Below are 14,097 nucleotides of genomic sequence, written 5' to 3'. Positions count from 1 at the left end.
TTTATCTAGTGATTTTAGCGTATTAGACACCAGTTTTACGACAGCTAGCTGGTCTGCCTTTTAGCTCAAAACCTTGGCAGAAGACAGCTTGAGGTCTTTCCCTACCAACAAATTGAATTCAACGCTCGCTGGTGGGATGAACACACATACTCTTAAGTTTTCAGCTTTTGCTTGCTCAAGCTTCGTTGAGAGCTCTCCACTGTTTGCGTAACTTTCTCTTTCCGCATCACGACGACATAGATCTACGTATTCGAATGGGCACTCTTTCGGAGACAATACCAGCTCAGCTTCCTGCATCAAGCGTAACGCCTTCATAGACAGCAACTCGACATCTTGTTCAAATTCGATCCAGGTTACCTGCCCTTCACTATCAACGCCTTCTGTCAGCGCTTGTTGATAATACGTCTCTAATTGCTCTCTATCCGTTACCTGCTCGATAAAACTGGACGATAAAAAGCGTTCCCAAAACTTGCGACGTTCATCGACGGTAGGATACGACTCTTTGATCGAGTTGCGTTTTGATGCACCAAAGTCTGCGAGAAGACCGATATTCTGTGGCAATACGGTTTCGAGTTTTTCTCTAATATTTCTCACTAAAACAGGTGATGCACCACCACTAGATATGGCAATTTGGATTCTTCCACGATTTATCATTGAAGGTGTAATGAAGTCACAGTATGGCAAATCATCAACCACATTGACTAAAATACCCAGTTTTTTTGCATCATTATACACCTGATGATTCAAGCTAGGGTTATCTGTGGTCGCCCATACTTGAAGGTATTCTTTCGAGATAATTTGTGACGAGTAAAAGTTTTGAACCCAGTGAAGTTTGTTCTCATCAACAAGCTGCTGTAAGTACGGCGCAACCTTAGGAGAAACTAACGTAACGTTAGCGCCTGCTCTTAACAAGCTATCCACTTTACGGCAAGCAACCTCACCCCCACCGACCACGAGAATCGGCTTATTCTCTACATCCAAAAACATTGGGAAATAACGCATGTTCTTCCTTGAGACGACTTCAATAACTATTCAGCCATGCTACCAAATTTGGAGCATATTAATAACTATCGAAGTGTAATAAAAATATTTATTGACCAAATTTCAATCTTTTTTAAGTTTAATGTTTCACCAACGTGAGATTCATTCAGGATTTTTATCTAGTCGATTATCAATATAAAAATCTAAATCTTGTTGCACCAACAGTGTGAACCCTTGCACTATTTACATTCAGTTAACATTTGGTCATTCTAAATGTGTTCGGATTTGTGATTTCATTCAAAATTCTTTTTAAATTATACATTTGTGAAACTACGGATCCTTTCCTAACCTTATAAACAGTTGATTAAATCGCACACAGTTTCATTTGCATAATGCAACTCGTTTGATTTAGACAACAAGGTCATAGAAAACGCAACACATATAGAAAACTCAAATGAGCACGAGTATCAGGTGTCACCTGGTTAACAAGGAAGGATACAAATGACAAATAAACTAACACTTCTTGCTTCAGTAGTAGCTGCATCAACTGCGATGATGGCAACATCAGCATCAGCGGCAGAAAGCACTCTGGACAAAGTCACATCTCAAGGCTTCTTAACTTGTGGTGTAAGTACAGGTCTTCCAGGGTTCTCTAACCCAAACTCAAAAGGTGAATGGGAAGGAATCGATGTTGAGTATTGTCAAGCTCTTGCAGCGGCTGTACTCGGTGACAAGACTAAAGTTAAGTATGTACCTCTAACAGCAAAAGAGCGTTTTACTGCGCTTCAATCTGGCGAAATCGACGTACTGTCTCGCAACACAACATGGACACTGCATCGTGATACCGCTCTAGGTCTTAACTTCGTAGGCGTTAACTACTACGATGGTCAAGGCTTCATGGTTAAGAAAGATCTTGGCCTAACCAGCGCTCTAGAACTTGATGGCGCGTCTGTATGTGTTCAATCAGGCACAACGACTGAGCTTAACCTAGCCGATTACTTCCGTAACAACGGCATGTCTTACAAGCCAGTGGTATTTGATACAGCAGCACAAACATCTAAAGGTTTCGACGCAGGTCGTTGTGATGTGCTAACCACTGACCAATCTGGTCTATACGCGCTTCGCCTTAACCTAGCTGATCCTAAATCTGCACAAGTACTTCCTGAAATTATCTCTAAAGAGCCTCTAGGCCCAGTTGTTCGTCAAGATGATGACAAATGGTTCAACGTAGCTAAGTGGACACTTTCAGCAATGGTCAATGCGGAAGAATACGGCATCACTTCTAAAAATGCTGATGAAATGCTCAAGTCAAAAGATCCAAACATCAAACGTATTCTTGGCGTAGACGGTCCTAAAGGTAAAGGCCTTGGCATTCGTGACGACTGGGGTTACCAAGTAATCAAACAAGTTGGTAACTACGGTGAAAGTTTTGAGCGTACTGTTGGTACAGGTTCTCCACTTCAAATCGATCGTGGTGTAAATGCGTTATGGAATGCGGGCGGCTTTATGTACGCTCCACCAATCCGTTAATAGCACAGGACGTGATTACTTGTTCGTAATCGTTGCTATCGCTCTTGTTGAGGGTGATAGCAACAACCCAAAAATGAATGTTTGAGTAACACGATTTAGGGCGGTTTTTCCGCCCTAAATGTTAAATGGATTTGAGGTTATTGCAGTATGAAACCTAACAACACTCTTACTCCTTCCCAGGAAAAGCCCGAAGCTAAAAGTGCTAACCTTTTATACAACCCGACTTTTCGATCTGTCGTTTTCCAGATCATCGCCATCGGAGCACTTGGCGCTTTCTTCTATACCATCGTAAACAACGCCCTTACCAACCTTGAAGCCCGAGGCATTGCCACTGGTTTTGACTTTTTAAGTCAAGAGGCGGGTTTTGGTATCGGCCTTACCCTCGTCGAATATGACGAAACCTTCTCATATGGTCGAACATTCGTTGTCGGCTTATTAAACACCGCTTTAGTATCTGTATTAGGTATTATCTTAGCAACGGTTCTTGGCTTCTCTATGGGTGTCGCTCGTCTGTCATCTAACTGGCTAGTGAGCCGATTTGCCGCGGTATACATTGAAATCTTCCGAAATATCCCACTACTACTTCAAATCTTCTTTTGGTATTTCGCGGTTCTTCAAGCTCTCCCATCTGCAAGACAAAGTCTCAGTTTGGGCGAAGCGATTTTCCTAAACGTGCGTGGTCTTTATTTCCCTGCCCCTGTTCTTGAGCAAGGAAGCAGCATCGTTATCGCGTCACTGATTGCTGGTAGCGTAGCTACCATCATCATCAACATATGGGCTAACAACAAACAGAAGCTGACTGGGCAACAAACCCCTATGTTTCGAATTGCTCTTAGCTTGATCGTGGGTTTGCCTCTGGTTGTCTATTTTGTGCTTGGTATGCCGATTTCAGCTGAATACCCGGAACTAAAAGGCTTTAACTTCAGAGGTGGTATCAGCATTATTCCTGAATTAGCCGCTCTTGTATTAGCACTAAGTATCTATACGGCGTCTTTCATCGCAGAGATCGTTCGTTCTGGTATTAATGCAGTTAGCCACGGGCAAACAGAAGCTGCGATGTCTCTAGGTCTTCCTCGAGCTCGCACATTAAAGCTGGTTATTATTCCACAAGCGTTGCGAATCATTATTCCACCGTTAACTAGCCAATACTTAAACCTCACTAAGAACTCTTCGTTAGCAATGGCTATTGGCTACCCTGACTTAGTTTCTGTGTTCGCAGGTACAACTCTCAACCAAACAGGTCAAGCTATCGAAATCATTGCCATGACCATGGGTGTATACCTAACGCTAAGCTTATTGACCTCTGCGTTAATGAATATCTATAACCGTAAAGTCGCATTGGTGGAGAGATAATATGAGCACACATCAATTTCAACCGGATCTTCCACCTCCCGCTAATACCGTTGGCGTAGTCGGCTGGTTAAGAAAGAATCTCTTTAATGGGCCGATAAACAGCATCGTCACCGTTGTTTTGGGTTACATCGCCTTTTCACTGCTCTGGACAACCTTCGATTGGGCTTTCCTAAATGCAGACTGGGTTGGCACAACACGTGATGCTTGTACTAGTGACGGTGCTTGCTGGGTGTTCATCAGCGTTCGCTGGGATCAGTTCATGTACGGGTTCTACCCTGAGGCAGAACTGTGGCGCCCTCGCCTTTTCTACGCAACGTTGGCTATCTTTGTAGCACTATTGGCTTACGAGAAAACACCTAAACGCACGTGGATTTGGTTATTTTTCGTAAACATCTACCCATTCATCATTGCTGGTTTGCTATACGGCGGTGTATTTGGATTGGAAGTTGTTGATACGCACAAATGGGGTGGCCTACTTGTTACGCTTATCATTGCATTGGTGGGTATCGTTGTGTCACTACCGATTGGTGTCGCACTGGCACTTGGCCGTCGCTCTGAAATGCCAATCATCCGTAGTATTTGTACTGTGTACATCGAAATTTGGCGTGGTGTTCCACTGATTACGGTGCTGTTCATGGCATCTGTAATGCTGCCACTATTCCTTACTGCAGGCTCTGAGACCGATAAGTTATTCCGTGCGCTAGTAGGTGTGGTTCTATTTAGTGCCGCTTATATGGCCGAAGTAATTCGTGGTGGTCTACAAGCTATTCCTAAAGGTCAATACGAAGCTGCAGATGCACTTGGCTTAACCTATTGGAAAAAGATGGGGCTGATTATTCTTCCTCAAGCGCTGAAAATCACAATCCCATCAATCGTGAACACATTCATTGGCTTGTTCAAAGATACCAGTCTTGTACTTATCATCGGTATGTTCGATGTACTGGGTATTGGTCAAGCGGCGAACACCGACCCTGAATGGTTAGGCTTCGCAACAGAAAGTTATGTATTTGTCGCGTTAGTGTTCTGGGTGTTCTGTTTTGGCATGTCGAGATACTCGATATGGCTAGAAAACAGACTTCACACCGGTCACAAACGATAGTTAATAAGATCAAGGACGTATTATGACGCAACAACTAAACCCAGAATCGCAAGAGTTGATGATTGAACTTAAAGACATGAACAAGTGGTACGGTGAGTTCCACGTTCTTAAGAACATCAATTTAGAAGTTAAAAAAGGCGAGAAAATCGTTATCTGTGGCCCTTCTGGCTCAGGTAAATCAACGATGATTCGCTGTATCAATAGACTGGAAGAGCATCAGAAGGGACACATCTTTGTGTCTGGCAATGAGCTGACTGAAGATCTAAAAAACATCGAAGCCGTTCGTCGTGACGTTGGCATGTGTTTCCAGCACTTCAATCTATTTCCGCATCTTACGGTACTAGAAAACTGTACCTTAGCCCCTATCTGGGTGAAAAAGATGCCGAAAGAAGAAGCTGAAGCGATTGCGATGAAATATCTAGAGCGTGTAAAGATCCCTGAGCAAGCAGACAAGTTCCCAGGTCAGCTTTCTGGTGGTCAGCAACAACGTGTAGCGATTGCACGTTCTCTGTGTATGAACCCACAAGTCATGCTGTTTGATGAACCAACATCAGCGCTCGATCCAGAAATGGTTCGTGAAGTTCTAGACGTTATGGTTGAACTGGCAGAAGAAGGCATGACCATGCTTTGTGTAACGCACGAGATGGGCTTTGCTAAGGAGGTAGCCGATAGGGTTATCTTCATGGATGCCGGGGAAATCATTGAAGAGAACAACCCGGTCGACTTCTTTGAAAATCCGCAGTCAGACAGAACGCAAAACTTCTTGAGTCAAATCTTACACCATTAATGTGTTATGATGCATAATTAAGGGAGGCGGCTTAGGTCGCCTTTTTATTTTTCAAATTGATAGTTGGTTGATAGAAGGATATAAATAGGTAACGCAAGTATCAAGGTTAAACATCGGGTGTTAATGGCACTTTGACATCAGCATAAGACATACTTTGTTACACCTTCAGAAATACTTAACCAGCTATTTTGATTATTATTTTAAGTATACAAGTGGACTGTAAGACTTGATTTTTCGAACTTTCAGCCCCATAAATGTACTAATAACTATTGAAGTCACCTTACGAGGAAGATTATGAACAGCCCTATGTTTTCACGCACAGCATCTCAAGAAAGTGCTCTGCAAACCAATAAAGTGTTGCGTAATACCTACGCACTACTGTCTATGACACTACTTTGGTCTGCTGTTGTAGCAGGCGTATCTATGGCGATGAACCTTCCTCGTCCTGGTCTTATCATGATGCTAGTTGGTTTCTACGGCCTACTTTTCCTAACAGAGAAGAACCGTAACAACAGCATGGGTCTAGTCTTTACGTTCCTGTTCACAGGTTTCCTAGGCTACACCATCGGTCCAATCTTAAACATGTACGTTGGCGCAGGCATGGGTGATGTTATCCTAACTGCTCTAGGCGGCACCGCATTAGCATTCATGGGTGCATCGGCTTACGCTCTTACTACCAAGCGTGACCTGTCTTTCCTTAACGGTATGCTACTAGCAGGTTTCGTCGTGCTACTTGTAGGCATGGTTGCAAATATCTTCCTACAAATGCCGATTCTGTCATTAGCAATGAGTGGTATGTTCATCCTGTTTTCGACTGGTGTTATTTTGCTGACAACGCAAAACATCATCCGTGGCGGTGAAACTAACTACATCTCAGCGACAGTTAGCCTATACGTATCAATCTACAACATCTTCATCAGCCTACTAAGCATCCTAGGCATCATGGGCAGCGACGACTAATCACTCGCCTAATTGAAGAATATCTAGCCCAAGAGCCTATCTCTTGGGCTTTTTTGTATCTATAGGATCAATATTTTTCAAGATCGCAACGATATCTATTGAGAAAGGTAAACTTGGTCATGTACCCTACCTAAATAGTTAATTGGATTCTGGACTAAACATGTTTGAATATAACGGCAAGCAAATCGAAACCGACGCTCAAGGCTACCTGTTGGATTACACACAATGGGAAGAAGGTATGATTGAAATTCTTGCACAAGATGAAGCCATTGAGCTTACCGAAGCGCACTTAGAAGTGGTGCATTTTGTAAGGAGCTTTTACGAAGAGTTCAACACTTCCCCTGCGGTTCGCATGCTGGTTAAAGCGATGGAAAAAGCCCATGGCCCAGAAAAAGGTAACAGTAAATACCTGTTCAAATTATTCAAAAAAGGCCCAGCGAAACAAGCGACCAAACTCGCAGGCTTACCTAAACCAGCAAAGTGTCTGTAACAACAGGTTACTAATTATCTCAATCAAATACTGTGGCCTGTTAGCTACAGTATTTGGAACTCCCCAACACGCACATTGCGCTTTTCACCTTCTCCCAACCTTTGCTTAACCACATTGTCTACCGTTGCGCTCGCAGGACCTACTTGCAACCATTGGTATAGCTTATCTACCTGGCCACTTTCGCCAACAGCCAACACTTCAACTCGACCATCATTTAAGTTCTTGGCATACCCTGAAATGGCAAGCTTTTGCGCTTCTCTGCTGGTGTGATAACGGAATCCAACACACTGAACTACGCCTGATACGACAAATATAGATTGTGAATTTTTCATAACGTTGCCTCATAAATTGTATGAATGATATAGTTGAGACTCTATTCATTCACCGCTTATTGGTGGACTTACTTCGAGTATAACGATTATGAAAGAAATCCCATTTCGTTGGATTGATAAATATCTCATTCACCTAAAAATCCAAGAAAAGTTTTATCTCCTCTTTTTATTACCTCTTCTCGCTCTTGTTATATTTACTCTCGTTTTAGATAGTGCAGCAGATTCACTACTGGCCCACCTCTATCAAGAAGAATTGCTCTTAATGAAGGGGCTTATCGAAGCTGGTCAACTCACCAAAGAACAAGTTGCTCAACTGGTTAATAGCTCCGAAACTATCTCCCTTGGTTATGGCGCAGGCTCTGTTTCAGTTATGAATGGTGCATTTAGTTTGGTTGCTAACCACGACCAAAACCTGTGGTCTGCGCTTTCAGCAACACAGGTATCGATCGTTGCGGTCACCCTAACTTTGATTGCACTCGGTGTTTACTACATCATGACTTTCATTGGCGGAGCAATGTTCTCAATGAACAAAGCACTGAGCACACTCGCGAATGGTGACCTAACTTGTCGTATGAACTACTTCCCTGTTCGTGATGAGTTTAGTGAAATCGCAATTACTATCGACAAGGTAGCAGAACGCGAGCAAAACATGGTGCTTTCGATTCAAGAGTCTGTTGCGCTCATGCAGCAAATTAGCTCTGACTTGAATCAGTCAACGCAGCAAAGCTCTGATATCTCAGGAAACCAACAAGAGCATCTGAACAGTCTAGCAAGTGCGACTGAACAAATGGCCGCAACCATTCGTGAGGTAGCAACCCTTGCTCATGCATCAAGCTCTCAAACGATGGACGCTCGCGGTGTAGCTCAGAGTGGGCAAGTCAAAGTGTCAAATACGTTGGCGTCTATCTCTAGCTTATCTCAAGAGATCCAATCCGCATCTCAAGCCGTTGAAGAGCTGGATGCAAACGCAGCGCAAATTGATGAAGTCGTGACAACCATCAATGGTATTTCAGAGCAGACCAATCTACTTGCATTGAACGCCGCCATCGAGGCCGCTCGTGCGGGTGAACAAGGTCGAGGTTTTGCGGTTGTTGCTGATGAAGTTCGTGCACTTGCCGGTCGAACTCAACAAGCAACGGTTGAGATCCAAAGTATGATTGAATCGTTACAGCGTAACAGTCAATCACTAACAAAGCTGATGGAAGTGACGGTGAACAACGCCAATGAAGGACAAACATTGATGTCTGAAGTGAATGTTGAGATCGGCTCGCTAGCTGAAAAGAATCAATCCATTTCTGATAGCAGTACCCAAATTGCGACCGCAGCCGAAGAGCAAGGTGTCGTTGCTGATAACATTGCACAAAGCGTTGAAGAGATTCGTCATCAATCAGATAGCATCTGTGAAATGATCAGTAAGAGCAATTCTAATGTTGACCAGCTTCGTAAGCAAAGTGACACCATGGAAGGCTTATTGACAGGTCTTAAAGCATAATCTTGGTCTTTCAAAGGCAGTATTTAGAATATTGCTATCTAACTGATTAAAATCATGACAAGGGCTGCTCACGTGGCCCTTTCTTATTTGCTTTTCACCTGCACTTCCCCGACAATACCCCTCCTTCAAATTCAACAAACAGAGTAAATTATGACTCCTTCTATTCATCTAGCGAAAGGCCGTGACAAATCATTACGCCGCAAACACCCATGGGTATTTTCACGCGGTATCGATAAAGTCGAGGGTGAGCCAAAACAGGGTGAAACGGTAGACGTATATGCTCAAAATGGTCAGTGGTTAGCGAAGGCTGCTTACTCACCATCTTCTCAAATTCGAGCACGTGTTTGGACATTTGAAAAAGAAGACATCAACAAAGCGTTCTTCGTAAAACGAATTCAAGACGCACAGTCATTACGCGAAGACATCATCGAACGTGATGGCCTAACAGGTTACCGCCTGACCGCAGCAGAATCAGACGGCTTACCAGGTATCACCATCGATAAGTATCAAGACTACTTAGTTTGCCAACTCCTTAGTGCTGGTGCTGAATTTAACAAAAGCGTATTGGTTGAAGCGCTAATTGAGTGCTTCCCAGACTGCAATATTTACGAGCGCTCTGACGTAGCGGTTCGTAAGAAAGAAGGCTTAGAACAAGTGGTTGGCGTTCTTCACGGTGAAGAGCCACCAAAGTCTATCGTAATTGAAGAAAACGGCGTTAAGATCAGCGTAAACATCATGGAAGGTCACAAAACAGGCTTCTACATGGACCAACGTGATAGCCGTAAAGAGTCAATGAAATACGTAAAAGGCAAAGATGTCCTTAACTGTTTCTCGTACACTGGTGGTTTTGGCCTGTACGCGCTTAAAGGCGATGCAAAGCGAGTCATCAACGCAGACGTATCTCAACTTGCTCTTGATACAGCCAAATTCAACGCTGAGCTTAACGAGTTTGATATCTCGAAAAAGCGCGCTGTATTCCTAAATGCTGACGTCTTCAAGCTGCTTCGCGAATACCGTGACCAAGGCACTAAATTTGACGTGGTGATCATGGACCCACCGAAGTTTGTTTCAAGTAAGAACAACCTGACATCAGGTGCAAACGGCTATAAAGATGTAAACATGCTTGCAATGCAAATCCTAAAGCCAGGCGGTACGCTACTTACCTACTCTTGCTCTGGCCTAATGGGTACAGACCTATTCCAAAAGATCATCGCTGATGCAGCCATTGACGCTGGCAGAACCGTTAAGTTCGTCGAGCGCTTCGAGCAAGCAGCCGATCACCTAACAGACACGGCCTACCCAGAAGGCTTCTACCTGAAAGGCTTCGCTTGTAAAGTTCTGTAGACAGTTAAGCTTTCAATAACGAGTTAATAAAAAAGGGCCTTTCGGCCCTTTTTTTAGTATTGGTCAGGTAAGTTCACAAACAACTGACTCACCAAGTTGGTCAAATCACCATTAACAACAGAGCCATCAACTTGTGAATTCACCGAGTCGAATTGGTCACCGACATTATCTAGGACAATCGTTTGGGTCTGTCCTGTATTATCTGTGTTTTCAGAGATGGTAATGACAAGGTCTTTGTCACCGCTACCATTATCGACTTTTTCAATAGTGATGTGATCAAGAAGATCAAACATTGAACTTTCATTTGGTAACAACTCTGATATATCGAGGTGGTCTTCACCCAAAGCAAAATCAGTTATTGTATCGACGTCATCTTGGAACGGTTCATCAACCCATTTGAACAAGTCGTCGCCTTCGTCACCAGTTAGAATATCGTCTCCAATACCACCAATGAGTAAATCATTACCAGAACCACCGATTAGCGTGTCTTCACCAGTGCCACCACGAAGTCCATCGTTTCCTTCTCCTCCGTCAAGGCTATCATTACCTTCACCACCAAAAATCAAATCTACACCACCTTGACCATAAATAGCATCGTCTCCGCCCCCGCCATGACCGAGGTCGACATAAGCATTCGAAGATGCAGCTAACGTTGTAAAACCGCCAGATTCAAGGCCGCCTTGTAAGTGAGAGCTATCAGAGCCATTACTAAAAGTGTCATCCAGCAACTGTTGTGCATTATCAAGTTTTTGTTGGTGTGAGGCATCATTATCCAAACCAGAAGCATGACTATCCCCGAGGTAAATTGTGTCGTCACCGGAGCCTAGATATACATCATCACCGGCTGCACCGACATCAACGACTAAGCCAGATTGAGTTTGGTCTAAGTTAAACGTAGTAGGAACTTGACCTGAAGGAGCCCATTGTGTGAACGCATATTGAGTTTCAGCATGTACTACCTGCACGGAATCTACTATGTCGCCTTCAGATTTAACATCCGCAATAGAGCTTAGTGATGTCGCCGCGATATTAATTTGAATAGTGCTAGAGCTTGTATCTCCATCGTTATCAGCGATCGTGTAGGCAAAATCGAACGAGGTATCCGCCGCAACGCTAGCACCATAAAATTCATAGTCGCCGGTTTCCAAGTTGATAACAAATGAGTGTTCGTTGTTTATAAACAAAGATAGGGTATTGTTAGAATCATCAAATGAATGATTCGATGAAGACTGGCTTTGTGGATTAATTAAGGTGTTACCATCAAATTGATAAGTCACTCCATCAAATACAATACTTTGGATATAACCTCCATCTGCACCAAAACCATTACCCGCAGAACCAGATCCCCCAATATTACCTGAAACAGGGGTAATAATAGATTGCAAAAGAACGGGGGGTAGCTGACTGATATCTGAAACAATCACAGGGCTAATATCGATACCTTTATCACCATCGAAAGCGACAGGTTCCATATGTTCGCTCGAAATGTTCGCGCCCATCCCGTATGCAAGTGATGTGACGCCATACTTGGTTAACTGAGATTCCCAAGCGGCCTGCTCTGAAGCATTGATCCTATGATTAGCTGAGCTAGGATCTCCATCGGACAAGAAGTAACTGATATTACTTCCTCCTGAAACCATATCACTGTTACCCCAAATGCTATCACTACCCGCTAACCGAACAGCGTCATCGTAATCCGTACCACCACCTGCTGTTAAAGAATTTATGACTCCGATTGCGGTATCAACATCCATCCAAATCGTTGAAAGGTTAGAAGGCAATGAGTTATCAGAAGACCAACTGCCATTTTCATTAACAACATTCGCGTCAGATTCAAATACAGTTACTTGAACTTTGGTTTCTCCAAGCAATTGATACCCTTGAAGCAAAGCTATCGCAGATTGCTTCATAACTGTCATTGCATTTCCTGACATCGATCCTGAGACGTCTAGAATTAATTGCACGTTTGCACCATCTTTAACTACTGATGCCAAATCATGAACTTTAGCCTGAGCAACAGGAACATCATCATCGATAGTCAATGAAATCGTGCCGGATTGAGTCCCGGTATCGTTAGTTGCTACAACACCGATATCAATCGACATATTGTTGACAGGTGTACTTCCGTTTAAATGATCAACCGGTCCGCTTAAACTTACTGAGTAATTTCCGGAATCGTCAATCATCGCGGTCACAATCTCAACCCCATTAGCGCTACCGACAAGGCTTTGACCACCATTTGAAGATACCCAAGTGATGCTTTGACCACCTGACGTATAGCTTTCTGAAGGCTCCTGCAAGGTAACGCTTTCTGCATAGAGAACATCTACATTGCCAGAAACAGTTTGTGTCGTAGTAGCATCCTCAGATACATCACGTGAAACGCTAGTCACTTCTGGAGACGGTTTAACGATAGAATCCGTCTCAATCGTGACTTGCGCTGTTGAGCTCTCTAAGTCACTAGAATCTTCTGCTTTATAATCAATGGTCTCTGTAACTTTGGCGTCCACAACATCAACGCCTTTAAAAGTAATGTTTGAATTTCTATTTGGATTTGATGAACCGTCTTGGGTAGTGAACACTCTAAGCTCTGTAAACGGAATAAAACCACCATTACCATCAGGAATAGAGACATTAACAGTCGCATTACCACTAGAATCAATGGATAGCGTATATTCGTTGCCAGAATTGGAGCTATTTTCGGTGTTGAAGTTGAAAGTACCAACAACGTTACCGGCAAAATCCAGTGCAACAACGTTGATCTCGCCATCAGCGCTACTATTAGGATTGTAATTCCCGTAAACGCTACCGAAATCTAGATTAGCGGACAAAATTTCCGCACCACTATTACCAAAGTCGACAGAAATAAACTCTTTAGACGTTACATCTAGCTCACTATCACCGCTCTTATTGGTAGAAACACCAAAACCATCCTCAACACCACTGCCGTCATAGTTCAGATAAACACCAGGGTTACTAACAACATCGTTGCCAACAGGTGAACTTCCCGTGTATGTACCAGCAGAAATCGAAATAAGATCGTTAAAATAAGAAATCGATGTGCTTCCGTTTGATGTATCAATATCAGAAGCAAGATCAGATGCACTAAAGCTAAGCTGGTCAGCAATATCTGAATCTAAGACATATTCAAAATTGTCAGCATCACCATACTCTTGTCCAACCACAACCTCAGTTTTAGTACCATCATCTGAAACTTCATATAATGTACCAAAGATAGGGTCACTATCGACGATAACCGAAGTTTCAATACCAGCGGCGTCATCCTCTTCGTCGCTAGTATGTGGCGCGAAATCGACTGTGGTTGAACTGTTGGTTGTAGTTTCAGTGAAATCGTTGGCTTCCGGGGCATCATTCATATTAACTAGCGCAATACTTGTGATATCTAGAGCTTCAAAATCCCCTCCACTAACTGAGTCAATAGTCAGGGTTTGGTCATCTAAAACAGAAAAGAGCGTTGAGGAGACCAAGTCTCCCGGGATGTAAGCTGTTCCAAAAGTAATGGATGCGCCGTTGCTTAGCGTAACGGTAAACTCTGACGCTGGTGTATGATCTAGTGAAGCAGTGATAGCTGCGCTAGTCCCTACTTGGTCTATAGAAATACCAAACAAGCTCACTGTGGTCACGTCTGAGTCATCATTGATGGTCGTCGTTGCTGCTGTTGGGTCTTTCACCAAGCTCTCGAAGTTGCCGCCCGTTGCATCAGTGATA

The 14,097-nt window shown here is 43.4% G+C and carries 11 protein-coding genes; 8 read left to right on the top strand and 3 right to left on the bottom strand.

Going from position 1 to position 14,097, the window contains the following annotated elements; genetic code table 11:
* Positions 1 to 60: 60 nt before the first annotated feature.
* Positions 61 to 1,002, bottom strand: a complete 942-nt coding sequence (locus F0232_RS14250) for a bifunctional precorrin-2 dehydrogenase/sirohydrochlorin ferrochelatase (RefSeq protein ID WP_061033458.1) — start codon at positions 1,000 to 1,002, stop codon at positions 61 to 63.
* A gap of 480 nt (positions 1,003 to 1,482) precedes the next feature.
* Here F0232_RS14250 and F0232_RS14245 point away from each other — a divergent pair, with 480 nt between their 5' ends.
* The 6 genes from F0232_RS14245 (at position 1,483) to F0232_RS14220 (ending at position 7,200) form a co-directional block, all read left to right on the top strand.
* The gene (locus F0232_RS14245) at positions 1,483 to 2,511 is read left to right on the top strand and encodes an amino acid ABC transporter substrate-binding protein (protein WP_061033459.1); all 1,029 of its coding nucleotides are present in this window, start codon (positions 1,483 to 1,485) and stop codon (positions 2,509 to 2,511) included.
* 147 nt (positions 2,512 to 2,658) lie between these two features.
* The gene (locus F0232_RS14240; protein ID WP_061033460.1) at positions 2,659 to 3,864 is read left to right on the top strand and encodes an amino acid ABC transporter permease; all 1,206 of its coding nucleotides are present in this window, start codon (positions 2,659 to 2,661) and stop codon (positions 3,862 to 3,864) included.
* 1 nt (position 3,865) lies between these two features.
* Entirely contained in the window at positions 3,866 to 4,963 is a 1,098-nt protein-coding gene (locus F0232_RS14235) for an amino acid ABC transporter permease (RefSeq protein WP_061033461.1), read from the top strand.
* Positions 4,964 to 4,985: 22 nt separating this feature from the next.
* The gene (locus tag F0232_RS14230; protein WP_004742336.1) at positions 4,986 to 5,750 is read left to right on the top strand and encodes an amino acid ABC transporter ATP-binding protein; all 765 of its coding nucleotides are present in this window, start codon (positions 4,986 to 4,988) and stop codon (positions 5,748 to 5,750) included.
* Positions 5,751 to 6,044: 294 nt separating this feature from the next.
* On the top strand, positions 6,045 to 6,710 hold the full coding sequence (locus tag F0232_RS14225; protein ID WP_105057192.1) for a Bax inhibitor-1/YccA family protein: 666 nt from the start codon (positions 6,045 to 6,047) through the stop codon (positions 6,708 to 6,710).
* 160 nt (positions 6,711 to 6,870) lie between these two features.
* Entirely contained in the window at positions 6,871 to 7,200 is a 330-nt protein-coding gene (locus F0232_RS14220; RefSeq protein WP_008223499.1) for a TusE/DsrC/DsvC family sulfur relay protein, read from the top strand.
* Between the two features lie 44 nt (positions 7,201 to 7,244).
* Here the strand turns inward: F0232_RS14220 and yccX are convergent, their stop codons facing one another.
* Complete coding sequence (gene yccX / locus F0232_RS14215; protein WP_008223500.1) at positions 7,245 to 7,532, bottom strand: acylphosphatase; 288 nt, start codon at positions 7,530 to 7,532, stop codon at positions 7,245 to 7,247.
* 88 nt (positions 7,533 to 7,620) lie between these two features.
* Here yccX and F0232_RS14210 point away from each other — a divergent pair, with 88 nt between their 5' ends.
* Together F0232_RS14210 and F0232_RS14205 are read left to right on the top strand one after the other, a co-directional pair.
* The gene (locus F0232_RS14210) at positions 7,621 to 9,024 is read left to right on the top strand and encodes a methyl-accepting chemotaxis protein (RefSeq protein ID WP_061033464.1); all 1,404 of its coding nucleotides are present in this window, start codon (positions 7,621 to 7,623) and stop codon (positions 9,022 to 9,024) included.
* 150 nt (positions 9,025 to 9,174) lie between these two features.
* A complete protein-coding gene (locus tag F0232_RS14205; protein WP_008223506.1) occupies positions 9,175 to 10,368 on the top strand; it encodes a class I SAM-dependent methyltransferase in 1,194 nt (397 codons plus the stop codon).
* Between the two features lie 53 nt (positions 10,369 to 10,421).
* On the opposite strand, the gene F0232_RS14200 is transcribed toward F0232_RS14205, so the two are convergent.
* On the bottom strand, positions 10,422 to 14,097 hold a 3,676-nt coding region (locus F0232_RS14200), incomplete at its 5' end, for an immunoglobulin-like domain-containing protein (RefSeq protein WP_253821958.1).

Source organism: Vibrio sp. T3Y01 (assembly GCF_013114525.1).
Classification (GTDB): Bacteria; Pseudomonadota; Gammaproteobacteria; order Enterobacterales; family Vibrionaceae; genus Vibrio; species Vibrio chagasii_B.
Note: the sequence above shows the minus strand (reverse complement) of the source record. Positions and strands in the feature narration are given on the sequence as shown.

Coding starts and splice junctions, on each gene's coding strand:
- F0232_RS14240 (WP_061033460.1), top strand. CDS start 2,659: ATGAAACCTAACAACACTCTTACTCCTTCCCAGGAAAAGCCCGAAGCT.
- F0232_RS14245 (WP_061033459.1), top strand. CDS start 1,483: ATGACAAATAAACTAACACTTCTTGCTTCAGTAGTAGCTGCATCAACT.
- F0232_RS14230 (WP_004742336.1), top strand. CDS start 4,986: ATGACGCAACAACTAAACCCAGAATCGCAAGAGTTGATGATTGAACTT.
- yccX (WP_008223500.1), bottom strand. CDS start 7,532: ATGAAAAATTCACAATCTATATTTGTCGTATCAGGCGTAGTTCAGTGT.
- F0232_RS14220 (WP_008223499.1), top strand. CDS start 6,871: ATGTTTGAATATAACGGCAAGCAAATCGAAACCGACGCTCAAGGCTAC.
- F0232_RS14210 (WP_061033464.1), top strand. CDS start 7,621: ATGAAAGAAATCCCATTTCGTTGGATTGATAAATATCTCATTCACCTA.
- F0232_RS14225 (WP_105057192.1), top strand. CDS start 6,045: ATGAACAGCCCTATGTTTTCACGCACAGCATCTCAAGAAAGTGCTCTG.
- F0232_RS14205 (WP_008223506.1), top strand. CDS start 9,175: ATGACTCCTTCTATTCATCTAGCGAAAGGCCGTGACAAATCATTACGC.
- F0232_RS14250 (WP_061033458.1), bottom strand. CDS start 1,002: ATGCGTTATTTCCCAATGTTTTTGGATGTAGAGAATAAGCCGATTCTC.
- F0232_RS14235 (WP_061033461.1), top strand. CDS start 3,866: ATGAGCACACATCAATTTCAACCGGATCTTCCACCTCCCGCTAATACC.